The sequence below is a fragment of the Micromonospora sp. WMMD967 genome (genome assembly GCF_029626165.1).
GTDB classification, from domain to species: domain Bacteria; phylum Actinomycetota; class Actinomycetes; order Mycobacteriales; family Micromonosporaceae; genus Micromonospora; species Micromonospora taraxaci.
This window is the reverse complement of the sequence record NZ_JARUBK010000001.1, coordinates 1,710,625-1,733,526: the sequence shown is the minus strand read 5'-3', so window position 1 is coordinate 1,733,526 and position 22,902 is coordinate 1,710,625. Positions and strand designations below refer to the sequence as shown.

The following is a 22,902-nucleotide window of genomic DNA, read 5'->3' as shown; positions in this document are numbered from 1 at the left end:
TTCTCAGTCAGGGGCTGAATGTGGCGGGACGGGCAGGGCAGTCAGGAGTGCCGCAAGTTCGGGTCGCCCGCCGCCCACACCAGGTCGAAGACGAAGCGACGGATCCGCCATCCGGCCGGGGTGCGCACCGCCACGGCCTCGTAGTGGCCGCCGATGTCGAAATGGGTCGCCGGCTCCGCGCCACGCTTCACGTGAACAGCGGTCAAATGGGCCCGGATGTCGGCGTGGTCACCGTCGAGCTCGATGGTGTAGTTGGAGCCGATGTGGTGCGTGGTCTCGAAGGTCTTGCGAGCCATCTGCTGAAAGGCGGCGAGGCCGTCGAAACCCTTGTACTCACCCATGGGGAAGGTGAGGTGGCAGTCGTCGGTGAAAACCGCACCGAACCAGTCGTCGTTGTGGCGATCCTTGTCGAGGTGCAGGACGTAGCGGTCGCACAGCTCGGTGATCGCGGCTCGGTCGCTGAGCTGTCGGACCTGGGCGGCAAGGGCGGTGATGTCGTCAGTCATGGATTCTTTCCGGTCGTCGAAAGTGGTCAGAAGCGCCAGGTGCGCGCGCCGCCGAACTGAACCGGCCGGTCGAAACGCCGCCACCGGGCCGTCGGGCGGGTCCCGTGGCCGCCATCGGCCGGGTCGGCCGGCGCGGTGCGGGTCAGCAGCACCGCCGCGAGCGCGGCAAGTTCCTCTGCTCCTGCGGCGCCGCGCTCCACCCGGATCACCTGTCGTGTCCCGTCGCCATCCATCGAGATGCCTCCCTCATTGCGGTGGATTCCCATGCTTGCGATGCGGCAGGTCGGCGTGCTTGGTGGCGAGCATGGCCACCGCCCGGCAGAGCACTGCCCGTGTCTCGCGCGGGTCGATCACTTCGTCGACCAGGCCCCGCTCGGCCGCGTAGTACGGATGCACCAGCGACTCCCGGTACTCCTCGATCCGGTCGCGCCGCACCGCGTCCGGGTCCTCCGCGGCCGCGATCTCCCGGCGGAACAGCACGTTCACCGCGCCCTCGGCACCCATGACAGCGATCTCGTTGCCCGGCCAGGCCAGGGCGAGGTCGGCGCCGGTGGACCGGGAGTCCATCACGATGTACGCGCCTCCGTACGCCTTGCGCAGCACCACGGAGATCCGCGGCACGGTCGCGTTGCAGTACGCGTAGAGCAGCTTGGCGCCGTGCCGGATGATCCCGTCGTGCTCCTGGGTCACCCCGGGAAGGAATCCCGGCACGTCGACCAGCGTGATCAGCGGGATGCTGAAGGCGTCGCAGAACTGCACGAAGCGCGCCGCCTTCTCGCTCGCCGCGATGTCCAGCACCCCGGCGAGCGCAGCTGGCTGGTTCGCGACCACGCCGACGCTGTGGCCGTCGAGCCGGGCCAGCGTGCAGACGATGTTCGGCGCCCAGGCGGCGTGCACCTCCATGTGCTCGCCGTCGTCCACGATCTCCTCGATCACCCCGCGGATGTCGTACGCCTGTCCGCCGTCGGCCGGCACCAGCTCCAGCACCGCGTCCAGGTTCCGGTCGGCCGGATCGTCGGTCGGCACCACCGGGGCCAGCTCGCGGTTGTTCGGCGGCAGCAGGGAGAGCAGGTACCGCACGTCGGCGAGGCAGCTCTCCTCGTCGTCGTGGACGAAGTGGGCCACACCGGAGAGGGACGCGTGGACGTCCGCACCGCCGAGCTCGTTCTGCGTGACCCGTTCCCCGGTGACCGCGTGCACTACGTCGGGCCCGGTGATGAACATCTGTGAGATGCCGCGGACCGCGAAGACGAAGTCGGTCAGGGCCGGCGAGTAGGCGGCGCCGCCCGCACAGGGGCCGAGCATCACCGAGATCTGCGGGATCACGCCGGAGGCTCTGGTGTTGCGCTGGAAGATCCCGCCGTACCCGGCGAGCGCGCTCACCCCCTCCTGAATCCGGGCACCGGCGCCGTCGTTGAGCGACACCAACGGCGCCCCGGCGGCCAGCGCCATGTCCATCAGCTTGTGGATCTTCTGCGCGTGGGCCTCGCCGAGCGCACCTCCGAAGACCCGGAAGTCGTGGGCGTAGACGAAGACGGGCCGGCCCTCGACCAGGCCCCACCCGGTGACCACGCCGTCGCCGTACGGTCGCTTCGCCTCCAGACCGAAACCGGTCGCGCGATGCCGCCGCAGCGACTCGATCTCGGTGAAGCTGCCCTTGTCGAGCAGGAGCGCGATCCGTTCGTGCGCGGTGAGCTTGCCCTTCGCGTGCTGCCGGGCGTCGGCGCCCGGATCGGGGCCGGCCCGAGCCACCGCTCGCAGTTCGTGCAATCGCTCCAGCGGATCGGTCAGCATGACGTCGGTACCCTCCTCACGTTGATGTCGAGACCGGCACGGCACTCCTCGGCGAACGCGAGGGCGCGCAGGTGGTACGCGCGCGCCGCCCAGCCGAGGCTGATGTTGTGGCCGGCATCCGGCTGGCGGTCCACCTCGACCCGGGGCGCGGCGCTCAGCCGGGCGGTCAGGTCGGCGATCGCCTCGCTGTCGTGCCGCCACCAGTACTCGTGCCCGGCGAAGGTCAGCCGCACCGGCACCCGGATCCGGGCCGCCAGGTCGGGGAAGATCTCCGGCCAGCGGGCCGCCTCGCGGCGCTCCCGGTCGGGCATCGGCGACACGAGCGACTCGCTCAGGCGGAAGGCGTTCGGCGGGTAGAGACCCAGCACTCCCCAGTTGCGCCGCCATGCGCCACCCCGTTCGGTGACGTCGTTGATGTCGGTGGCGTAGAGGTGGCCGCAGCCGGAGATGTCCAGCCCGAGCAGAGCCAGGCCGTCCGGGTCGGCCGCGCAGGTCAGGGCGAGCTTGCCACCGTACGAGTGGGCGAGCAGGAGCAGCCCGGCCCCAGTGCGGAACCGGCTCGCGAAGTCCCGCAGCCCGGCACGCAGGGTGGCCGCCTGGGCGGCGAGGGTCTGGCCGTCCGGCAGGGCGGCGGCGGACGCCCCGTAGCCGGGGCGGTCCACCGCCAGCACCGTCCAGCCGAGCCGGGCGCCCAGCGTGAGCAGCGACAGATCCGGATGGGCCTGCCCGTCGAAGTATCCGGCGCTCATCCCGCCGCCGTGCAACGCCACCACCGTGGCGCGTGGCCCCGTACCGGGTGTTCCGGCCGCGTCGCGATCCTCCGCCGGGTCGGCCTCGCTGAGGAGCGCGGAGAGGGTGACGCCGGCACCGTCCAGGGTGATTCGGCGTACTCGCGGGGACAGCGCCGGTGTCATCAGGACGCGTCCGTCCCCGGTACGCCGAACCAGCGGCGCAGCGCGGCCGGCAGCGAGCCGGGCGACTCCTCGCCGGGCGCACCGGCCCAGGCCACATAGCCGTCCGGACGGATCAGCACCGCGGTGGCGCCGGCCACCGGATCGTCGCCGTCGATCGGTGCCAGGGTGCCGGTCACGGTGATCACCCGGTCCTTCCAGCCGGCCGCGAGGTCCCGGACCGCCGGGTCGTCGCCGAGGTCGAGCAGGACACCCTGGGCGATACGCAGCAGGGCGGTAGTGCCGCTCCGGCCAGCCGGACCGAGCAGCTCCCGGTCGGCCATCCGGGCACCGGCCAGCCGATGACCGCCCGCTTCGCCGAGGTCGTATCGGACCGCCAGGTGGCTGACGATGCCGGCCAGGTGGCGCTTGACGTCGTCGTACTCGACCAGTTCGGTGAGCAGTTGGCGCAGCGGTGCCGCCGCGTCGCCGCCCAGGAAGACCATCCCCTGCGCCCGGGTGGTGGTCAGCAGCCGCTCACCAACCGGGTGCCGCTCCCCGTGGTACGTGTCCAGCAGGCCGTCCGGTGCGCTGCCACGGATCACCGCAGCGAGCTTCCAGCCCAGGTTCACGGCGTCCTGCACCCCGGTGCTCAAGCCCTGACCACCGGCGGGCAGGTGGATGTGCGCCGCGTCGCCGGCGAGGAGCACTCGCCCGCGCCGGTACTCGCTCGCCTGCCGGGTGGCATCGGTGAACGAACTGACCCAGTGCGCCGAGCCGCCGTGGATGTCCTCGCCGGTGATCCGCTGCCAGGCGTCGGCGACCTCCTGATAGGTGAGCGGGCGCTCGGTCGCGTCCCGTGGCGGCGTGCCGTGCGGGCAGACGATGATCCGGTCCACGCCCGGGCCGAGCGGTGCGGCCATCACCATTCCCTCGGGCAGGGTCTCGCCCAGGAACCGGGGCTTCAGCCCGCACCCGACCACGTCCGCGAGGTACATCTCCCGGGTGGCCGCGGTGCCCGGGAAGTCGAAGCCGGCCAGCTTGCGGACCGTGCTGTGCCCGCCGTCGCACCCGACCAGGTAGGCGGCCGTCAGCTCACGTACGCCGTCCGGCGTGTCCACGCTGACCCGTACGCCGGTGCCCTCGTCGGTCAGCTCGCGCAGCGCCCAGCCACGGCGGATGTCGGCGCCGGACTCGGCGGCCCACGACTCCAGCACCGCCTCGGTCTGCGACTGCGGGATCCCGCGGGCACCGAAGTGCCCACCGGGCAGCACTGTGTAGTCGAACTGCACGCCGCCGAAGTGCCCCATCGGGCTGGTCTCCAGGTCCCCGAACCGGGGCAGCAGACCGCGCTGGTCGAACGACTCCATCGCCCGCGCGGTGAAACCGAGCCCCCGCGACTGCCCGGTCGGTGTGGCAAGCCGTTCCAGGACGATCACCCGGGCTCCGCCGAGACGCAGCTCGCCGGCGAGCATCAGGCCGGTCGGTCCGGCCCCGACCACGATGACATCAGTCTCCACGGCTCAGCCCGCCGACCGGGTGTGCACAGCTCGGAACGTGTTGGCGAACCGCGACGTGGCCAGGGCCCGGGCCCGCACCCGCGCGGCGCGTACGTCCGACGGCCGCTGCTCCTCGGGCATGGTGTGGAACGCGTCGTAGAGCTCCTTGCTGTCCCACTGCGCGTAGTTGCAGACGACAGTGCCGTCCAGACCGCGCAGGTAGGTGTGCGAGCGGTAGCCGGGTACGTCGAAGAGCCACGGCTCCGGCTGCGCCACCGTCTCCAACAGCTCCTTCTGCTGCTCCGGGTCGACGCCGAGGACGATGAAGACGGTGTAGTCGTCCCGGTCCGGCGAAATCTCCACGACGTCGCCCCGGGACGGGTGCACCTGGCTGAACGCCACTTCGGTCTGCAGCAGCCGGGTGCTGGTCGCGATCTGGTCGAACAGCGGCACAGTCTTCTTTTTGAACTTCTCGCCGGCGTACCGGGCGCGCAGGTCCTCGACGCTGCGCCACTGGACGCAGTTGAGCGTGCCCGGGGTGTCCAGCCCCTCGTGGACGGTGGACGAGATCCAGCCCGGGTAGTCGGCCGTGTCGACGATCTTCTTCATCTCGTCGACGACCCGCTGCTGGCCCTCCGGTTCGGCTATCTCGAAGAGGTTGAATACGTTGACGAACCCGTCGTTCGGTGCGAGGAATGGCATGGTCGGACTACCTTTCAGACGAGGGAGAGGGTCGGGTACCGGCCGGGCCGAACCAGCGCCGCAGCGCAGCCCGCGGGTCGTCCGGGCCGGTGGCGCACCAGGCGACATGCCCGTCCGGCCGGATCAGGAGCGCGGCTGTGCCACCGAGCGGGCCGTCCGCCGGCGTCTCGGCGGTCACCGGGTCCACCCGGTCCGCCCACGCCTCGGCGAGCACCGTGAGTGCGCTGTTGAGCGCCGGATCGGCAAGCAGGAGAAGGACGCCGCGACCGGCGCGCAGCAGTTCGGCGGGGCGGGCCGGCGCCCCGGCGACGGTCAGCGGCACGTCCGCCACCCTCCGGCCGAGCAGCTCGTGGGCGCCCGGGGCGACGCCGAGGTCGTACCGGACGTCGACGCCGGAGATCGCGCCGGCCAGGTGCCGCCGGACGTCGTCGTAGCCGAGCAGTTCGCCGACGACCGCGCGCAGCGGCTCCACCTCGACGCCACCGAGCAGCAGCCGAGCCTGCGCCTCGATGTTCGCCAGCACCCGCCGGCCAACCGGATGCCGCTCGTCGTGGTAGGTGTCCAGCAGCTCCTGCGGGGCCTGCCCGAGCACCACCGCAGCCAGCTTCCAGCCCAGGTTCACCGCGTCCTGCAGGCCCAGGTTGAGCGCCTGCCCGCCAACCGGGAGCTGCCGGTGCGCCGCGTCACCGGCGAACAGCACCCGGCCGTGCCGGTAGTGGGTCAGCTGCCGGCTCGCGTCGCCGAACGAGTTCACCCAGAGTGGTGTGCCGGCAGAGATCTCCTCACCGGTGACCCGCCGCCACATCTCGGCGATCTCACCGAACTCGGGCGGCGTGGAGCGCTCGACGAACGTACGGCCGAACTCGTGCACCATCACCCGGGTTACGCCGCCGGGCTGCCGAGCCGCGATCGCGAGGCCGGCGGGCAGCCGCTCGAACCGCCGGTCCGGGATGTCGATGCCGGCCACGTCGGCGCGCAGCAGCTCGCGAACCGCGTCGTGCCCGGGGAACGCGGCCCCGGTCAGACGGCGGACCGTGCTCTCCTCGCCGTCGCAGCCGACCAGGTAGTCGCCGCGGACGGTGCGCGGCACGCCGTCCGGGCCGGTGACCGCCGCCTCGACCCCTTGCTCCGTCGTGGTCAGAGCGACCAGCTCGTACCCGCGCCGGATCCCGGCGCCGAGCGAGCCCGCCCACTTCTCCAGCAGCTCCTCGGTGCGGGCCTGCGGCACCTTCCACTGGCCCGGGTGGCTCCCGGGCAGGGTGAGATCCATCGGCAGCCCGCCGAAGTGCCCACGCGGCAGATTCGGCGGGCCGCCCAGCGGATCCAGCAGCCCTCGGCTGTCCAGGATCTCCATCGTGCGGGCGTGCAGTGTGGAGGCCCTGGACTCGGTGGTCACCGTGTGCCGCTGCTCCAGCAGCAGCACGTCCGCGCCGCCCAGGCGCAGCTCACCGGCGAGCATCAGCCCGACCGGGCCGCCGCCGACGACGATCACGGACGCTCGCACGGTCAGCGCCTCGCCTCGGCGTACGCCTTCGCGTGCTCCAGGGTGGCCCGGCTGTTCGTGCTCAGTGCGCCGCGCACGTACTCTCGGGCGTCGGCGACGGTCGCCTCCGGCCCCAGCACCGCCGCGATGTTCCCGGCGTTGAGCACCACGGTGTGCTGCGAGGTGGCCACGACACCGTCGCTGTCGTCGGCGAACGTCCAGATCCCGGTGTGCAGCGTCATCAGGGCGGGCAGGGTGACCTGCTTGTACGCGATCCGCCGGGGCGCGAACGTGACCCGGTACGACTTGGTGGTGTGGGTGGAGCCGTCCCGGGCCCGAGTGTCCATCTCCAGGGTCTGCAGGCCCGGCGTCTCCTCGGTGAAGCCGACCCGGGCCACGTGTGGCAGCCGCTCCGGCCACCGGTCCGCCTCGTTGATGAAGTCGTAGACGTCCTTGGCCGCACCGGCGATCCGCACCGAGTCCTCGAAGGAGAACGTCAGCTCCGTGTCGGCGTGCGCCAGCTCGACGGTGGTCTTCAGGGAGGCGAGTTCGGCGCGGGAGTTACGGTCCACCGCCTGGTCGATCCAGGCGAGTCCGGCGGGGTCATCGTCGACCGCCCGGTAGTCGTGCAACAGCCGGATCCGCGACGACGTCTCGGAGAGCGCCTCGATGATCCAGGTGCCACCCATCGCGGCGACCGGCGGTGCGGAGACCTCCTGCCGGAACGTCACGCGCAGGGCGTCCGGGTCCAGGGTGCGATGCGAGGTCCAGTTCTTCGCCTCGCCGTTCGCGGTGGCCCAGATTCGGATCCGTTCCTCGCGCTCACCCCGGCTCAGGTAGTCGACGAAGATCGTCGGGGGGAAGATCCGTGGCCAGTTCTCCACCTCGGCGATCAGGCGGTACACGGTCGGGGCCGGAGCCTCGACCGTTATCTCGTGCTCCACCTCACGCGATCCGGGTTCTGCCATGTGCTGCTCCTGCTCACTCGTGACGGGGTAGAAGGAAGGCGATCCGTGGTCAGAAGTTGCCCAGGCCGCCGCAGACGTTGAGGGCCTGCGCGGTGATCGACGCGGCGGTGTCCGAGGTCAGGTAACCGACCAACCCGGCGACCTCCTCCGGGGTGGAGTACCGGCCGAGCGGGATCTTCGCCTGGAACTTGGTGAGGATCGCGTCCTCGCTGGTGTCGTAGGCCTGCGCGTAGCCGGCGCGAACCCGCTGTGCCATCGGGGTCTCCACATATCCCGGGCAGACGGCGTTCACGGTGATGCCGGTCGGGGCCAACTCGTTGCCGAGCGCCTTGGTGAAGCCGACGACGCCGTGCTTCGACGCCGAGTAGGGCGCGCCGAGCACCACTCCCTGCTTGCCCGCGGTGGAGGCGATGTTGATGATCCGACCGCGGTCCTTGTGCCGCATGCCACCGGTGGTGAGCACCTCGCGGGTGACCAGGAAGACGCTGTTCAGGTTTGTGTTGATCACGTCGAACCAGAGCTCGTCGGCGATGTCCGCGGTCACCCCGCCACCACTGCGTCCGGCGTTGTTGACCAGCACGTCGACACTGCCGAACCGGTCCACCGCGGCCTGGACGAACGCCTTGACCTGCTCCGGCGAGCCGACGTCCACCGGGCCGCCGTCCACGTCGAGCCCTTCCTCCTGCAACTGCTTGACGGTGGCGGTGACGTTCTCCGCGGTGCGGGCACCGATGAAGACCCGGTGGCCGGTACCGGCCAGCAGCCGGGTCACCGCCAAGCCGATGCCGCTGGTGGCTCCGGTGACGACCGCGACCCGCGGTTCACCGGCGGTCATCGGGTCGGCTCCGTGGCCAGGTCGAGCAGGTCGTTGACCGTACCGACCAGGCTGCGCGGGGTGGAGCCGTCCAGGAGCAGGTCGTCGCCGAGCGCGACGCCGTACTCCCGCTCGATCCGGCCACCGGTCTCCAGCAGCGCCAGCGACTCGTAGCCGAGCTCCTGGAACGTGCGGTCCAGGATGTCGCCGTCCAGGTCCACCGCCTCGTCGGTGCCGGCCCCCTCGGTGAGAATCCTCTTCAGGTCGTCCAGGGTGAACTGGATGTCAGCCATGGCTGGCCTTTGTCCTTTCCGGTCAGTGAGCGTGGTCGCTGGTGCGGGTCAGCACCATCGCGGAGTTGAAGCCGCCCTGGCCCCGGGCCAGCACCAGTGCGGTGTCACAGGCGCCGGTTCGCGCCTCGGTGACCAGGTCCAGGTCGGCGTAGTCGGCCGCCGGGCGCACGTTCACGGTCGGCGGGATCAACCCTTCGGCCATTCCGAGAAGCGCGGTGGCCAGGTCCAGCGGGGCCGCACCGGAGTACAGCCGGCCGGTCATCGTCTTCGGCGCGGTGACCGGCACGCCACGCGGGCCGAAGACCGCGGTGATCGCGTCCGCCTCGGCCCGGTCCAGGTCGGCAAGGGCCGCGGCGTCGGCGAACACCACGTCCACATCGGCCGGGGCGAGACCGGCGTCGGCCAGCGCGATCTCGATCGCCCTGCGGAGGGCCGGTTCCTGGCCGCTGCCGGGTGCCGGGTCGAAGGTGGCGCCGTATCCGCGGATCTCGCCGTAGCTGCGCGCACCGCGCCGGCGGGCCGCCTCGGCGTCCTCCAGGATCAGGATCGCGCCACCCTCGCCCGGAACGTGGCCTGCCGCGTCACTGTCGAACGGCAGGTAGGCACGGTCCCGGTCGTCGCTGCCGCTGAGCCGCCCCCCGGCAAGCTGGGCGACCCAACCCCAGGGGCAGATCGAGGCGTCCACCGCGCCGGTGACGACCAGGCTGGTGCCCTTGCGGATCTGACGCCGAGCCTGGGCCACCGCATCCAGGCCACCCGCCTGGTCGCTGACCACGACGCCGCTCGGGCCCTTAATGTTGTTACGGATCGAGATCTGCCCGCTGTTGACGGCGTAGAACCAGGCGAACGACTGGTACGCGCTGACGTACTGGCTGCCCTTGCTCCAGAGGGCCTGCAACTCCCCCTGGCCGAACTCGAACCCGCCGGACGAACTCGCGGTGATCACACCCATGTCGAATTCCGGCAGGTCGCCCGGGCGTACCCCGGCGTCCGCGAGCGCCCAGTCAGTGGCCACCAGTGCGAGGCGGGTCATGTGGTCGGTCTGCGGCAGCAGCCGGCTCGGCAGATGATCCTTGGCGGTGAAGCCGGGCACTTCGCCGGCGAGGCGGGCGGGATAGCCCGTGGCGTCGAATCGGGTCACCGGACCGATCGCGGCGCGGCCCGCGCGGGTGGCCGCCCAGTGCTCGGCGGTACCGAGGCCGGTCGGGGCGACCACGCCCAGGCCGGTCACCACGACCGTGGAGCGTGAAGACGGACGCGCCGGGGCGCGGACCGAGCCGATCGGTTCGCTCGCGAGATCGGTCACGCCAGCGTCCTCTCCGGTCGTGCGAGCACCATCGCGCTCTGGAAGCCGCCGAAGCCGCTGCCGACCGTCAGCACCGTGTCGACCATCTGGTCTCGGGCGGTGATCGGTACGTAGTCCAGGTCACACTCCGGGTCGGGGGTGTGCAGGTTCGCGGTGGGCGGCACGACGCTGTGCTCCATGGCGAGCGCGCAGGCGGCGATCTCGATCGAACCGATCGCACCGAGCGAGTGCCCGACCATTGACTTGATCGAGCTCATCGGGGTCCGGTACGCGTGCTCACCGAGACTCCGCTTGACCGCCGCCGTCTCGTGCCGGTCGTTCTGCTTGGTGCCCGAGCCGTGCGCGTTGACGTAGTCGATCTCGTCAGGATTGATCCGCGCCTCGTCCAGTGCGACGCGGATCGCCTCCGCCATCTCCGCGCCGTCCGGTCGCAACCCGGTCATGTGATAGGCGTTGCTGCGGGTCGCGTAGCCGGCGACCTCGGCGTACAGGTGGGCCCCGCGTCGGCGGGCGGACTCCAACTCCTCCAGGACGAAGACAGCCGCGCCCTCGCCGAGCACGAATCCGTTGCGGGTGCCGTCGAACGGCCTGGAGGCCCGCTCCGGCTCGTCGTACCTTGGGGTGGTCGCCTTGATCGCGTCGAAGCAGGCCATCGTGATCGGCGAGATCGGCGCATCCGACGAGCCGGCCACCATGACGTCGGCGGAGCCCTCGCGGATCAGCTCGGCCGCGTACCCCACCGAGTCGATGCCGGAGGTGCAGCCGGTGGAGACGACAGTGTTGGGTCCCTGCGCGCCGACCGCCCAGGCGACCTCCGCCGAGAACGAGCTGGGGACCAAGTAGTTGTAGAGGTGCGGGACCGCGTACCGGTGGTCCACCAGGTGCAGTCGGCCGCCGTCGCTGACCACCCGGTACTCCTCGTCCAGGCCCATCGTGGCGCCGACCGCGCTACCCACCGTGACGCCGATCCGGTACGGGTCGTAGGAGTCCAGCACGATGCCGCTGTCGGCGACCGCGCTGCGGGCCGCCACCACGGCGAACTGCGCGGCGCGATCCATCCGGCGGATCTCCTGCGGGCTCAGGCCGTGCTCCTCGGGCGAGAAGTCGATCTCGGCGGCGACCCGGGACCGGAACGGCGCCGGGTCGAAGAAGGTGATGCCGCGCGTCGCCGTCCGCCCTTCGCTGAGCAGGTCCCAGAAGTGCTTGCGGCCGAGACCGCCGGGGGCGAGCACCTCGACACCCGTGATGACCACACGCCGGCCGGTCACGAGGAGGCCTCCCAGGAGTAGAACCGGGTGGCCATGGCGTCCGCCGGGGAGCGCCAGGTCGCCGGGTCGTACGCTTCGATGAACGGCTTGAGGTCCGCGCTGATCGCGACGAACCGGGGATCGGTCTTGGCGCCCTCGATCCGCTCTCCGCCGTCGTCCGAATCGAAGTCCTGCAGGTGGAAGTACAGCCCGCGGTAGGCGAAGAGCTGGCGGCGACGGGTGCCCATCAGGTGCGGCATCTCGGTCTCGTCGAAGCTACGGAACAGCTGGGCGACGTCGGCGCCCGCCGAGGGCTCCATGCGCGCCACGATCAGAGTGCTGTGCATGCGTCTCTTCCTTCTCATGAAGCCGACTTGATGGATCCGACATGGCCTGAGGCGCACGGAGATGTCAGTCCTTGATCTCGCAGACGACCGCGCCGGAACGGACCGCGACACCCACCGTCGTGACCAGGCCCTTGACCGTTCCGGTCTTGTGCGCGTGGAGCGGTTGCTCCATCTTCATCGCCTCCAGAACGACGATCAGATCGCCTTCCCGGACCTTCTGCCCGTCCTCGGCCGCGACTTTGACGATCGTTCCCTGCATCGGCGAGACCAGCGTGTCGCCGGTGACACCGCCGCCCCCGGCCCGGCCCGGCCGACGCTGGGGACGCCCGCCGCGCACCGCCTTGCGCGCCGAGGACGCGCCGCCCAGGGAGTGCGGAAGGGATACCTCCAACCGCCGGCCGCCGACCTCGACCACCACGGTCTCCCGGACGTCCTCCGCGGCCTCCGCGTCGACACCGGGCCCGGCATAGGCGTCGACCACGTTGCGGAAGTCGGTCTCGATCCACCGGGTGTGCACCGTGAACGGCGAGCCGGTGAACGCCGGGTCGGTGACCACCGCCCGATGGAACGGCAGCGCGGTGGCGAGCCCTTCGACCTGGAACTCGGCCAGTGCTCGACGGGCCCGCCGTAGCGCCTGCTCCCGGGTGGCCCCGGTGACGATCAGCTTGGCCAGCAGTGAGTCCCAGGCCGGCCCGATCACACTGCCCGGCTCGACCCCGGAGTCGAGCCGGACGCCCGGTCCGGTCGGTGGGGCGAAGACGCTGACCGTGCCCGGCGCCGGCAGGAAGTCGCGCCCGGGGTCCTCGCCGTTGATCCGGAACTCGATGGAGTGCCCTCGCGCCGGCGGGTCGTCGTAGCCGAGCGGCTCGCCGTCGGCGATCCGGAACATCTCGCCGACCAGGTCGATGCCGGTGATCTCCTCGGTGACCGGGTGCTCGACCTGCAGCCGGGTGTTGACCTCCAGGAACGAGATGGTGCCGTCCCTGCCGATGAGGAACTCACAGGTGCCGGCCCCGACATAGCCGGCTTCCCGGAGGATGTCCTTCGACGCCCGGTAGAGCTCGGCCCGCTGCGCCTCGGTCAGGAACGGCGCCGGGGCCTCTTCCACCAGCTTCTGGTGCCGGCGTTGCAACGAGCAGTCCCGGGTGGAGACGACCACCACGCTGCCGTACGCGTCCGCCAGGCACTGGGTCTCCACGTGCCGGGGCCTGTCCAGGTACCGCTCGACGAAGCATTCACCGTGGCCGAACGCGGCGACCGCCTCCCGCACCGCGGACTCGTACCGGTCCGGGATCTCCTCGATGGTGTGCGCGACCTTGAGGCCACGGCCGCCGCCGCCGAACGCGGCCTTGATCGCGACCGGCAGACCATGCTCGCGGGCGAACGCGACCACCTCGTCCGCGTTCGCCACCGGATCCGGGGTACCGGCTATCAACGGTGCACCGGCCCGCCGGGCGATGCGGCGGGCGGCCACCTTGTCACCGAGGTCCCGGATCGCCTGCGGTGGGGGGCCGATCCAGATCAGGCCGGCGTCCAGCACCGCCTGGGCGAAGTCAGCGTTCTCGGAGAGGAAGCCGTACCCCGGGTGGACCGCGTCCGCGCCGGACTCCCGGGCGGCGCCCAGCACCTTTTCGATGGCCAGGTAGCTCGTGGCCGGGGTGTCCCCGCCGAGCGCGTACGCCTCGTCGGCAACCCGTACGTGCGGGGTGTCCCGGTCCGGCTCGGCGTACACGGCCACGCTGATGATTCCGGCGTCCCGACAAGCACGCGCTACGCGCACCGCGATTTCGCCTCGATTGGCGATGAGTACCTTACGCACGACTGGCGGTCTCCTGATTCGCTAGGAATCTCGAAGGTTCGTCCCTCCACCTCCGTGAACCATCGTGGACGGCGCTCACCGCCATTGCAAGAATCTCGGATGCAACATCGAGTCAGCTTCCACAATTCCAGGCAGGAATCACACGGAATACCCAGAGAAACGTCAGGGGAATGCCAAAAGTGCAGCTCACCGATGGAGGGCATGGCCGCTGCCTCGTTCGCGGTCGGGTGTCGAGCGGCACGCACGGACCGACGACACGAGCAAGAGAAACAAGCTCTGACCAGGTACGATGGGATGGCAACGCCAGATCCGGTAGTGCACGAGCACCTCCCCGCCGCAGGCGACGAATCTCGCCGAAGACCCGAAACCAGACAGTCGTCGGGTCCGAGCGGGATCGGCGAAATCAGCAATCTCACCGCCTCGACAATGGTCGCCTCGGTGAACATCGGGAGAATGCCGTGGGCAGCGACGAAAGTCATTGACACAGCAGGACCACGGTCTATACAGTCTTCCCGTTCACGACCTAAACCGGGGGGTAGTTACGTGAAGAGACGCTCTGTGTTTATTGCCGGGGGAGCAGTTGTTGGTGGCGTATTGCTCGGCCGGCAGGCAGTGGCCCTGGCCGATTCGCCTGCGCGGCAGCCGGGGGGCGCTGTCGCGGGCGCGGAGGCGCCGAGCGCCACGCCGTTCCAGACCCCGATGCCGATGCCGCCGGTGGCGGTGCCGATCCGACGCGGTCCCTACTACGACGAGTACGAGATCAACGTGCAGCCGGCTCAGCTCGAGCTGGTGCCGGGCCTGATGACCGACGCACTCACCTTCGGCGGCGGCTGGGTCGGCCCGGTGATCCGGGGCCGCACCGGCCGTCCGGTGAAGGTGACCTTCCGCAACACTCTGGACGTGCACACCAACGTGCACCTGCACGGTGGCCACGTGGAGGCGGTCAACGACGGGCATCCGATGGACATGATCATGCCGGGGGATTCGCGGACCTACGACTACCCGAACAGCCAGCGCGGGGCCACGCTCTGGTACCACGACCACGTGCACAACGACGAGTCCGAGCACACCTACCGCGGGCTGCACGGCATCTACATCGTCGACGACCCGGCCGAGGCAAGCCTCCGGCTGCCGACCGGCGCGTACGACATTCCGATCATGCTCAGCGACGTGAAGATCGACTCCACCGGCGCGCTCATCTACGAGCCCCCGAAAGCGATCGAGCGCAATATCGTGCTGGTGAACGGCAAGGCAACGCCGTTCCTGCCGGTGGCCACCCGCAAATATCGGTTCCGGCTGATCAACGCGACGAACGAGGGCACCTACAAGCTGACCCTCGACAAGGCGACGATGTGGCAGATCGGCACCGACGGAGGGCTGCTGCCGGCACCCGTGGCCCGCCCCGAGATCGCCTTCGGCTCTGGTGAGCGGGTCGACGTGGTCGTCGACTTCACCGGACTTCCGAAGGGCTCCTCGGTGGTACTCAGCGACGCCGTCAAGGGCCCGATCATGCGCTTCGACGTGAACTTCACGGCCACGGACACCAGGGAGCTGCCCAAGAAGTTGCGTGATCTGCCCGCGCTGCCCGCTGCCACCGTGAAGCGCGACGTGCGCCTCTCATTCGATTTCAGCAACGGAATCCCGCCCCTCGCCCTGGTCAACGGCAAGCAGTTCGACGCCGACCGAGTCGACTTCACCATCAAGCGGGGCACCACCGAGATCTGGACTGTCTACAACGACGACACGGAGCCCAGCATCCTTCATACCTTTCACCTGCACATGACGCACTTCCGAGTGCTGAGCCGCAGCGGCGCGCCGATGACCGCGGACGATGTCGGGCTAAAGGACACGGTGCTGGTGCCGCCCGGATCCTCGGTGCGGCTACAGGCGACCTTCGCCAGGTACCTGGGCCGCTACCCCTACCACTGCCACTTCCTCGAGCACTCCAGCATCGGCATGATGGCCCAGATGGAAATCGTGCCCTGAGCCTGTCGGTCACCGAGCGCCTTCAAGCAGGTCGATTCTCACAGGTCGCCACCGGTGTCCGGGCCACCGCAACAGCGGTCGCCCGGGCACCGGCCTCGGGCGGCCTGTTCATGGACCGCGCCGCTGGACGGCCGCCGGCTGACAGGCCGGCCGAACCAGGAACTGACGGGCTTGACCCGTACCACTGCCGGCTGACCCGCTCGGTCGGGCAGCGGGCGCGTTGTCTCGCCACCGCCCGACCGCGCGTCGGCTCAGACGGACAGCGCCTCCGCGGGGGCACGCAACGGCTTGAGCGCCGCCGACCACGCGACGATCTCGTCGAGCATGGTGCCCAGGGCGGCGACGTTCTGTGGGCCGGGCGTGCAGGTTCCCGGGTCAGTGGGATCGGCCGGGTTGGTGAAAGTGAAGTCGACGAACATCGACAGGGCCACCTGGGTGCGCACGTCGGCGATCTTCACCTCGGCCATGACGTGGCGCAGATGCTCGACGGCGCGGGTGCCGCCGTGGATGCCGTAGCCGACGAACCCGGCGGCCTTGTGGTGCCACTCGGCGTAGAGGAAGTCGATCGCGTTCTTCAGCGCCGCGGGGAAGGAATGGTTGTACTCCGGGGTGACGAACACGAAACCGTCGAATCCCGCAACGGTGTCCGCCCAACGGCGGGTGTGGTCATGGGCGTAGCTGGCGAACGCGGCCGGGACCGGCTCGTCGAGCATCGGCAGGTCGAAGGCCGCCAGGTCGACAAGCTCGACGGCGGCTTGGCCGTCAACGACGGCGGGAAGTGCTGCGGCGGTGTCGGCGACCCAGTTGGCCACCGACTCGCCCCGGCGGCCGGGACGGGTGCTGCCGACGATGACGGCGATGCGGATCACGGAAGGTGTCTCCTTGCTGCAGTCGTGGGTGCGGTCAGCGGGGCGGGTAGGCGGCGACGGTCTCCAGGTTGGCGACCGTCGGCCCCTCGACACAGATGTGGTTGAGCTCGGCCCGGTAACGCTGGAAGGAGGCGAGCCGGTGGTGTGCGGCCTCACCCGGGCCCTGGTCGGACTCGATGACGGCCAGGAACTGGCCGGTGCCTTCCAGCTGGAAAGTCTCGTAGCGCAGCCCGGTCGGCCTGGTGCTTTCCAGGTCCGCGTAGGCGATGCGCAGCAACTCGATGCTGCGCTGTATGTGCTCCGGTTTGACCGTGTAACGGATCAGCACCCGCACGCCCAGCTCCTTCGATGTGCTTGAGAGCCACTTTCATCGGACAACCTGCATTTCGTAAGACAGCATGTCTTCCATAAGACGGTATGTCAAACGAATGCTAGGGTCGGGTTCATGCCCCCGACGCGGAAGTACGAGCAGCGACTACGCGCCCGGGCCGCCGTGGACACCAAGCGCCGCATCCTCGACGCGGTCTACCAGCAGCTCGTCGAGGCGCCGTCCGAACCGGTCAGCCTGGACAAGGTCGCCAAGCTTGCCGAGGTGGCCCGCTCGACGATCTACACGGTTTTCGGGTCCCGTGCGGGTCTGTTCGGCGCGCTCGGCATGGACCTACTCCATCGCGGCGGCTTCACCGACATGGTCCATGCCGTCCTGCAGCCCGACGCCCGGCAGGGCCTGCGCGACGGCATCCGCGGCAACGTGCACATGTACGCGGCCCACCGCGACGCCCTACGCACTCTGTTCTCCATGGCCGAGCTCGACGCCGACGCAGTCGGCGGGGCGGTCCAACGCCTGGAACAGGGCCGCGCCGAGGGCATGAACGACCTCGCTCGACGCCTGCACGAGCAGCACGCGCTGCGCGACGGCGCCACCGTCGGATATGCGGCAGACGTGTTGTGGCTCCTCACCAGCTTCGTCAGCTTCGACCTGTTGTTCACCGGCCGGAACCTGTCCGTCGACGCCGTCACCGCCAACCTGGTCGACACCGCCGAGCACGCCCTGTGCCGCCCTCTGCCGGAACACTCGTCGGCATCGCACCGTGCGCTAGCCGTCGGTCCGACCCCTGCCACGGTGACCCAACAGTCCTCCACCACCGTGGCGGCGCCGGTTCAGCCGGTCAGCGAGGACGCCGGCGTGCAGGGAGATGAACGGGCACGGCGACCAAACGGAAAGGCAGCCAAGGAAACTTGGAAGACATTCGGCCACAGGATGACCATCCCGAGGACTGATCACCTCACAACAGCAGGAAGTCGTGAATTCGACCGCATCGGGCAGGAAACCCAGCGGTAACATCCAGAGGATTAGATCCTGATGGCCCCGGCCCGTTGACATGTTCGGGCTTGACGTTCGACTCAGCGAATCGCCTGGTCAGCGAGCCCATAAGCCGGGTGACGCGACTTTAATCACACACACCAACCCTGGCGGCAATGCCCACTATCGAAGATCTTACATAGATAATCATTGCTGCCAACTGAAACACTCAAGCAGTTTCCCGGTAGCCCCTGAGACGTACCATCCGCAGGGGAGGTCCCACAGTTCGCGTAACACAGAATTTCTTTGACACTGTGGTGCGAGGGTTTGTAACTTTGACGCCACTTTGCGGCATTGACTATAGTTGATCTAGGTTTCGGGGGATGCCATGGACCAGCATATGACGGCCACAATGGAGCATGGCGGTTCGCCTGCGGCGGTGCTGACGGGGGGGCCCGGGGCGCTGGCGGCATCGTGGAACGTCCTGCTGGTGGAGAGCGACAGCCGTGAGATGGAGCAGCTCGCGAGCCGGCTGCGGCGGCACGGCCTTCAGGTGGAGTGCACTCAGAGCGGCGGTGTGGCGATCCGGATCTGCGAGAAGTTCGATCTCATCCTGCTGGAGATGGAGCTGCCCGACCTCGACGGTCTGGAGGTGTGCCGCGCGATCCGGGCCTGCGGCGATGTCCCGGTGATCGCCGTGACGTCCGGTGGCGCCGTGCTTGACCGAGTCCTGGCCCTGCACGCCGGCGCGGACGACTACGTCGCCAAACCGTACGCGTTCCGGGAGCTGACGGCCCGGATGGAGGCGGTGATGCGCCGGGCGCTGGGCCGACCTCGCGCAGCGCAAGTGATCTCGCACGGTCCGCTGCGGATCGACGTCGCACTGCGCAAGGTCAACCTCGGCGGCCGCGACCTCGACGTTACGCGCAAGGAGTTCGATCTACTCTGCCTGCTTGCCTCGAACCCGGACAAGGTGATGGCTCGGCAGCGGATCATGCAGCAGGTGTGGGGCAATTCGTGGTCGCGGCGCACGGTGGACACGCACGTGAGCAGCTTGCGGAGCAAGCTCGGCAGCAAGGACTGGATCGTGACGGTGCGTGGTGTCGGTTTCCGCTTCGGGCACCCCTGACCGATGGGGATCTGCTGTCACCATTCGGGATGGTGCCGCCGTCCTGAAACTCTTGCCCTTCATGGGAAGTGGCCTTAGGTTTCATCGATGATCCTCAACGAGGAGCCTCCCCGAAACGTCAGCCACGGCGGTCTGCGGCCCGAGGACCTCGGTGGCATCGCGTACCTGCGAGGGCTATCCAGGCGGGGCTTCCTCACGAGCGCCGCGTTGGCGGCGTCCGGGGTGTCGGCCGCCTTCGGTCTGCTGCCCGGCTCCGCCCAGGCTGCCGGCAGCTACCTGCGACCGTGCGGAAACGTCCGGATCTCCAGCTCGTGGCAAGATCACCGGAACCGGACGCCTCCGTCGGGTGAGCCGGGCACCGACTATGCGGTCGGGATCGGCACTCCTGTCCAGGCTGCGGCCAACGGCACGGTCCGGTACGTGAAGACCGACACCTCCACCGCGACCGGACGTGTCGTGGGGATGGCTCACGACGACGGCAACTACACCCGCCATCTGCACCTGTCCTCGATCACCGTCTCGACCGGTCAACGTGTGTCGCGGGGCCAGACGATCGCGTACTCCGGCGCCTCCGCGCACGGCAGCAACTCCGGTGTCGGGCCACACGTGCACACGAGCCTGTGGTTGAGCACCGGCAGTCCGACGAACTTCGGCGCGACAGTGGATTTCGAGACCTACGTCGGAGACGTCACCAACCCGAACCCGCCCGACCAGGAGGTAGACGACGTGTTCATCGCGAACGTGAGGGGCAACTGGTACCTGGTGGTCCCTCAGGGCACCAGCAAGCCGCGGGCAGTGGTCCTCGGTGGCGACAGCAACGCCGCCGCTTCCGGCATCCCCGTCCTGAACTTCAGCTGGGACCCGTCGATCAACGCACTCCGGGCAGCGGTCGACGGCATCGGCTGACCTGTTCGCCCCCGCGGTCGCACAGGTCCGGTCCCGGATCCGAAGCGGACGCATCGACGGCCTCGTGCATGGCCCCCGAGGCGGTTGGATACGGCAGCGGGCCCGGCGCGGAGAACCGTCCTCCGCGCCGGACCCGCCACACCGGTTGGGGTCAGGCAGTCACGCAGGTGGCCTGCGCACCCGGGCCGGTGCCGGTGCCCTGGAAGCCGAAGTTGGTCGACTGCCGGCCGAGGACACGTCCGTTGTAGCTCACGTTGCGGAACTGGACGGTTCCGCTGGTGCCACTGGCCTGGGCGTTCCAGGTGCCGGTGACCGCGGCGCCGCTGGGCAGCACGATGGTCACGGTCCAGCCGCTGATGTCCGACTGCCCGGCGGTGACCGTCACGCTCGCGGTGAACCCGCCGGCCCACTGGTTGATCGCCACGTTCGCGTAGCAGCCGTCACCGGCCGGCGGCGTCGGCGGGGTGGTGGTGGGCGGCGGGGTCGTGGAAGGCGGCGTGGTCGTTGGCGGGTTGGGCGCGCCGTTGGCCAGACTGAAGGCCAGGTCGGGCTGGAACGAACCGGCCGTGTAGCGGCAGCCGTCCGCCTCCCCCGGTGGCTTCACCCACAGGTACGCGTCGATGTTGGCGTCGCCGGTGTTCGTCGTCGGGTACTGCCCGATGCGTCGGTCGGTGTTGTCGTCGCCGCACCAGTCACCGCTGGCACCCCCGTTACGGCTGGTGTCGATGACCTGGCGCTTGCCCGAGATGCCCATGCCGTTGAGGGAGGAGATGACCGCCCGGCCGAAGTTCGCCTCACTGGAGGTGGAGTTGTAGTTCGACACGTTGCTGAAGAAGCCGTCGGCGTACTGCACGCCGGCCGCCCGGAGCCGGTTGGCCGTCTCACCCGCGCTGTTCCAGGTGGAGTGGCCGGCGTCGAGGTACACCTTGGCGTTGGGGTTCGCCGACTTGATGGTCCGGGTGGCCGTCGAGATCGCCTGGTTGCGCGCGGCGAGTTCGCTGCTGTTCAGGCACGTCAGCAGGGCGAGCGAGTCGGTCTCCAGGATGATCAGGACGGTCTGGTTGCCCAGTCCTCTGGCGAAGTTGGACACCCACGTCTGGTACTGGTTGAGGTCCGGCGCGCCACCCGCGCTGGCTCCGCCGCAGTCCCGGTTGGTGATCTCGTACACCGCCAGCACCGGGATCTGCTGTGCCGCGTTGGCGGCGCCGATGTGCTCGGAGACCTCGGCCTGCACCGTGGACGGGTTGAAGTTGGCGAACCAACGGGCCTGCGGCTGGCTCGCGATCTTGTCGCGGATGACTGCGGTACGCGAGTCGCCGGGGTTGGCGGCGACCCAGCGGACGACTGCCGAACTCGGATCGCGGTAGAGCGATCCGGACACCGTGCCGGCGGACGCGCCGCTGACGGCGAAGCAGACGCCTGCGGCCACGGTGCCCGCGATGGCCGCCACACTGATGGCCGCCGATCTGCTGCGAAGCGGGGAGAGGATAGCCACGACGTGTTTCCTCCTGATCACATTGACGTATCTAAGTTTGTGGGAGCGTTCCCATGGACGGTAGCGGAGGCGCGGGCCGCTGCCAAGGTGTGCAGACCTGCCGATGCGACAGACGCCGCGTCACGGGTCGCGGCTCGCGTACCCTCGTCGTTTCCGCACCTGTGGGGCCCGGAGCCACGCGGCTCCGGGCCCTCCTTCGTGCCCTCGCTCAGGAACTGGTGCAGGTGACGTTGCTGGGCGCGGTGGCGCCGTTGCCGGTGGCGGTGAATCCGAAGGTGGTTGACGCGTTCGGACCCACTGCGCCGTTGTAGGGGGCGTTCCGGACGGTGACGCTGCCGGTGGTGCCCGTGTTGACACCGCTCCACAGGCTGCTGATGGCCTGTCCGCTGGCCAGGGTCAGGCCCACGGTCCAGCCGTTCAGGGCCGCCGTGGAGTTGTTGGCCACCGTCACCTCGGCCTGGAAGCCGCCGGGCCAGGTGTTCAGCGCCCGGTAGGTGGCGGTGCAGGTGCCCGGCTCACCGGTGGGCGGCGGAGTCGTCGGCGGCGGAGTGGTCGGCGGCGGGTCGGTGGGCGGCGGCGTCGTCGGCGGGGTGGTCGACTCGAACTGGCTGAAGAACCTCCAGATCTCGCCCGAGGTCCACGTCCGGGAGTCGTTGGGGCTGCCCGACCCGTCGACCGGGCTGGGCGTGTGGTCGCCGTCGAACGCGGCCCACTGCACCGGATACCCGGCTCGGCAGCCGGAGTAGGCGGTGGTGATGTGCGTGAGGCTGCCCCGGCTCGGCTCGCGAGGGCTCTGCGCGGTGCAGCCGTTGTTCCGCACGAACGTGTCGCGCAGTTGCCGACCCTGCGAGATGTTCAGCACGCTGTCGTAGATGCCGTGGATGCCGAAGTAGGCGACGGGCTGTGTCCCGCCGTTGCAGCCGCTGAGGTTGGCACCGGAGATGACGGTGACCGCGCGGATGATCGTGGGCCGGGCACAGGCCACCGCGTAGCTCATGGCCCCGCCGTAGCTCCAGCCCAGGGCGAAGCGCTGGGTGGTGTCGACGCAGAGGTCGTTCTCGACCTGCTGACGGATGTCGTCGAAGAGGGTCAGGTCCCGACCGTTGGTGTTGGCCCAGCCGGCGTTGAGACCCTGCGGAGCGACGAAGATCGCGCTGTTGTTCGACAGCGGTTGCAACCCGTAGTAGCCGGCCGACGTGACGTTGTTCGCCGAGCCGTTCAACCAGTGGAAGCCGAAGATCAGTCGGTAGGGGCGGTTCCTGTCGTACCCGTCCGGGATCCGCAGGTTGTAGGTACGACTCTGCCCGCTGCTCTGGATCGTGCGCGTGCCGCTGGTCAGCGTGGGGGCCTTGCCGCAGCCGGCGGTCGCCGCAAGGGTGCCGTACGTCGAGGCCACCGCGGCCCCGCCGAGGCCACCGCTGAGCACTCCGCCGGTGGTGGCCGCGAGGAGAAGCGCCGCGGCCGCGATGGATGGGAAGAGGTGCCTACGTTTGAGCATTGCTTGGCTCCTTGCCGGTGGGCGTCTGGTGCTCGTGACTCGGCAGCG

Annotated in this window: 22 protein-coding genes; 4 read left to right on the top strand and 18 right to left on the bottom strand. The window is 69.6% G+C overall.

Annotation, left to right across the window (positions count from 1 at the left end; translation table 11 throughout):
* Positions 1-41: 41 nt before the first annotated feature.
* From O7631_RS08195 to O7631_RS08130, 14 genes are all read right to left on the bottom strand, one after another.
* Positions 42-506 (bottom strand): nuclear transport factor 2 family protein, encoded by a 465-nt coding sequence (locus O7631_RS08195; RefSeq protein WP_278143726.1) that lies wholly within the window; start codon positions 504-506, stop codon positions 42-44.
* Positions 507-532: 26 nt separating this feature from the next.
* The gene (locus tag O7631_RS08190; protein WP_278143725.1) at positions 533-739 is read right to left on the bottom strand and encodes an acyl-CoA carboxylase epsilon subunit; all 207 of its coding nucleotides are present in this window, start codon (positions 737-739) and stop codon (positions 533-535) included.
* A gap of 13 nt (positions 740-752) precedes the next feature.
* Complete coding sequence (locus O7631_RS08185) at positions 753-2,300, bottom strand: acyl-CoA carboxylase subunit beta (RefSeq protein ID WP_278143724.1); 1,548 nt, start codon at positions 2,298-2,300, stop codon at positions 753-755.
* On the bottom strand, positions 2,294-3,214 hold the full coding sequence (locus O7631_RS08180; RefSeq protein WP_278143723.1) for an alpha/beta fold hydrolase: 921 nt from the start codon (positions 3,212-3,214) through the stop codon (positions 2,294-2,296). Before O7631_RS08180 ends, O7631_RS08185 begins: the two co-directional genes overlap by 7 nt.
* Positions 3,214-4,710 (bottom strand): FAD-dependent monooxygenase, encoded by a 1,497-nt coding sequence (locus tag O7631_RS08175; protein WP_278143722.1) that lies wholly within the window; start codon positions 4,708-4,710, stop codon positions 3,214-3,216. The genes O7631_RS08180 and O7631_RS08175 overlap by 1 nt, the downstream gene beginning before the upstream one ends.
* 3 nt (positions 4,711-4,713) lie before the next feature.
* The gene (locus O7631_RS08170) at positions 4,714-5,391 is read right to left on the bottom strand and encodes an antibiotic biosynthesis monooxygenase (protein ID WP_278143721.1); all 678 of its coding nucleotides are present in this window, start codon (positions 5,389-5,391) and stop codon (positions 4,714-4,716) included.
* 7 nt (positions 5,392-5,398) lie between these two features.
* Positions 5,399-6,895 carry an FAD-dependent monooxygenase gene (locus O7631_RS08165; RefSeq protein WP_278143720.1) on the bottom strand — a complete coding sequence of 499 codons (1,497 nt, stop codon included), beginning with the start codon at positions 6,893-6,895 and terminating at the stop codon, positions 5,399-5,401.
* Positions 6,896-6,897: 2 nt separating this feature from the next.
* Positions 6,898-7,842, bottom strand: coding sequence for an aromatase/cyclase (locus tag O7631_RS08160; RefSeq protein WP_278143719.1), 945 nt, complete (start codon positions 7,840-7,842; stop codon positions 6,898-6,900).
* A 49-nt stretch (positions 7,843-7,891) separates the two neighbouring features.
* Positions 7,892-8,677 carry a 3-oxoacyl-ACP reductase FabG gene (gene fabG / locus O7631_RS08155; protein ID WP_278143718.1) on the bottom strand — a complete coding sequence of 262 codons (786 nt, stop codon included), beginning with the start codon at positions 8,675-8,677 and terminating at the stop codon, positions 7,892-7,894.
* Positions 8,674-8,949, bottom strand: a complete 276-nt coding sequence (locus tag O7631_RS08150; protein WP_278143717.1) for an acyl carrier protein — start codon at positions 8,947-8,949, stop codon at positions 8,674-8,676. Before O7631_RS08150 ends, fabG begins: the two co-directional genes overlap by 4 nt.
* A gap of 22 nt (positions 8,950-8,971) precedes the next feature.
* A complete protein-coding gene (locus tag O7631_RS08145) occupies positions 8,972-10,231 on the bottom strand; it encodes a ketosynthase chain-length factor (RefSeq protein ID WP_278147877.1) in 1,260 nt (419 codons plus the stop codon).
* A gap of 20 nt (positions 10,232-10,251) precedes the next feature.
* Positions 10,252-11,523 (bottom strand): beta-ketoacyl-[acyl-carrier-protein] synthase family protein, encoded by a 1,272-nt coding sequence (locus O7631_RS08140; RefSeq protein ID WP_278143716.1) that lies wholly within the window; start codon positions 11,521-11,523, stop codon positions 10,252-10,254.
* Entirely contained in the window at positions 11,520-11,849 is a 330-nt protein-coding gene (locus O7631_RS08135; RefSeq protein ID WP_278143715.1) for a TcmI family type II polyketide cyclase, read from the bottom strand. The genes O7631_RS08140 and O7631_RS08135 overlap by 4 nt, the downstream gene beginning before the upstream one ends.
* 64 nt (positions 11,850-11,913) lie before the next feature.
* Positions 11,914-13,668 (bottom strand): biotin carboxylase N-terminal domain-containing protein, encoded by a 1,755-nt coding sequence (locus O7631_RS08130; RefSeq protein ID WP_278143714.1) that lies wholly within the window; start codon positions 13,666-13,668, stop codon positions 11,914-11,916.
* Between the two features lie 594 nt (positions 13,669-14,262).
* Between O7631_RS08130 and O7631_RS08125 the strand changes: the two genes are divergently transcribed.
* Positions 14,263-15,654 (top strand): multicopper oxidase family protein, encoded by a 1,392-nt coding sequence (locus tag O7631_RS08125; RefSeq protein WP_278143713.1) that lies wholly within the window; start codon positions 14,263-14,265, stop codon positions 15,652-15,654.
* Between the two features lie 251 nt (positions 15,655-15,905).
* On the opposite strand, the gene O7631_RS08120 is transcribed toward O7631_RS08125, so the two are convergent.
* Positions 15,906-16,523: an NAD(P)H-dependent oxidoreductase gene (locus O7631_RS08120; protein ID WP_278143712.1), complete on the bottom strand. Its 618-nt coding sequence runs from the start codon at positions 16,521-16,523 to the stop codon at positions 15,906-15,908.
* A gap of 34 nt (positions 16,524-16,557) precedes the next feature.
* The gene (locus tag O7631_RS08115) at positions 16,558-16,857 is read right to left on the bottom strand and encodes a hypothetical protein (protein ID WP_278143711.1); all 300 of its coding nucleotides are present in this window, start codon (positions 16,855-16,857) and stop codon (positions 16,558-16,560) included.
* 159 nt (positions 16,858-17,016) lie between these two features.
* Here O7631_RS08115 and O7631_RS08110 point away from each other — a divergent pair, with 159 nt between their 5' ends.
* The 3 genes from O7631_RS08110 to O7631_RS08100 all read left to right on the top strand — a co-directional run bounded on the left by O7631_RS08110 (position 17,017) and on the right by O7631_RS08100 (position 19,861).
* A complete protein-coding gene (locus tag O7631_RS08110; RefSeq protein WP_278143710.1) occupies positions 17,017-17,865 on the top strand; it encodes a TetR/AcrR family transcriptional regulator in 849 nt (282 codons plus the stop codon).
* Between the two features lie 349 nt (positions 17,866-18,214).
* On the top strand, positions 18,215-18,955 hold the full coding sequence (locus tag O7631_RS08105) for a response regulator transcription factor (protein WP_278143709.1): 741 nt from the start codon (positions 18,215-18,217) through the stop codon (positions 18,953-18,955).
* Between the two features lie 87 nt (positions 18,956-19,042).
* Positions 19,043-19,861, top strand: coding sequence for a M23 family metallopeptidase (locus tag O7631_RS08100; protein WP_278143708.1), 819 nt, complete (start codon positions 19,043-19,045; stop codon positions 19,859-19,861).
* Positions 19,862-20,012: 151 nt separating this feature from the next.
* Here the strand turns inward: O7631_RS08100 and O7631_RS08095 are convergent, their stop codons facing one another.
* The gene (locus O7631_RS08095) at positions 20,013-21,356 is read right to left on the bottom strand and encodes a glycoside hydrolase family 6 protein (RefSeq protein ID WP_278143707.1); all 1,344 of its coding nucleotides are present in this window, start codon (positions 21,354-21,356) and stop codon (positions 20,013-20,015) included.
* Positions 21,357-21,564: 208 nt separating this feature from the next.
* A complete protein-coding gene (locus O7631_RS08090) occupies positions 21,565-22,854 on the bottom strand; it encodes a cellulose binding domain-containing protein (protein ID WP_278143706.1) in 1,290 nt (429 codons plus the stop codon).
* Positions 22,855-22,902: the final 48 nt, after the last annotated feature.

Bases quoted from the DNA above. Each gene is read 5' to 3' on its own strand.
- O7631_RS08180 (WP_278143723.1), bottom strand. From the start codon at position 3,214: ATGACACCGGCGCTGTCCCCGCGAGTACGCCGAATCACCCTGGACGGT.
- fabG (WP_278143718.1), bottom strand. From the start codon at position 8,677: ATGACCGCCGGTGAACCGCGGGTCGCGGTCGTCACCGGAGCCACCAGC.
- O7631_RS08150 (WP_278143717.1), bottom strand. From the start codon at position 8,949: ATGGCTGACATCCAGTTCACCCTGGACGACCTGAAGAGGATTCTCACC.
- O7631_RS08185 (WP_278143724.1), bottom strand. From the start codon at position 2,300: ATGCTGACCGATCCGCTGGAGCGATTGCACGAACTGCGAGCGGTGGCT.
- O7631_RS08135 (WP_278143715.1), bottom strand. From the start codon at position 11,849: ATGCACAGCACTCTGATCGTGGCGCGCATGGAGCCCTCGGCGGGCGCC.
- O7631_RS08195 (WP_278143726.1), bottom strand. From the start codon at position 506: ATGACTGACGACATCACCGCCCTTGCCGCCCAGGTCCGACAGCTCAGC.
- O7631_RS08100 (WP_278143708.1), top strand. From the start codon at position 19,043: ATGATCCTCAACGAGGAGCCTCCCCGAAACGTCAGCCACGGCGGTCTG.
- O7631_RS08190 (WP_278143725.1), bottom strand. From the start codon at position 739: ATGGATGGCGACGGGACACGACAGGTGATCCGGGTGGAGCGCGGCGCC.
- O7631_RS08160 (WP_278143719.1), bottom strand. From the start codon at position 7,842: ATGGCAGAACCCGGATCGCGTGAGGTGGAGCACGAGATAACGGTCGAG.
- O7631_RS08105 (WP_278143709.1), top strand. From the start codon at position 18,215: ATGGACCAGCATATGACGGCCACAATGGAGCATGGCGGTTCGCCTGCG.
- O7631_RS08090 (WP_278143706.1), bottom strand. From the start codon at position 22,854: ATGCTCAAACGTAGGCACCTCTTCCCATCCATCGCGGCCGCGGCGCTT.
- O7631_RS08170 (WP_278143721.1), bottom strand. From the start codon at position 5,391: ATGCCATTCCTCGCACCGAACGACGGGTTCGTCAACGTATTCAACCTC.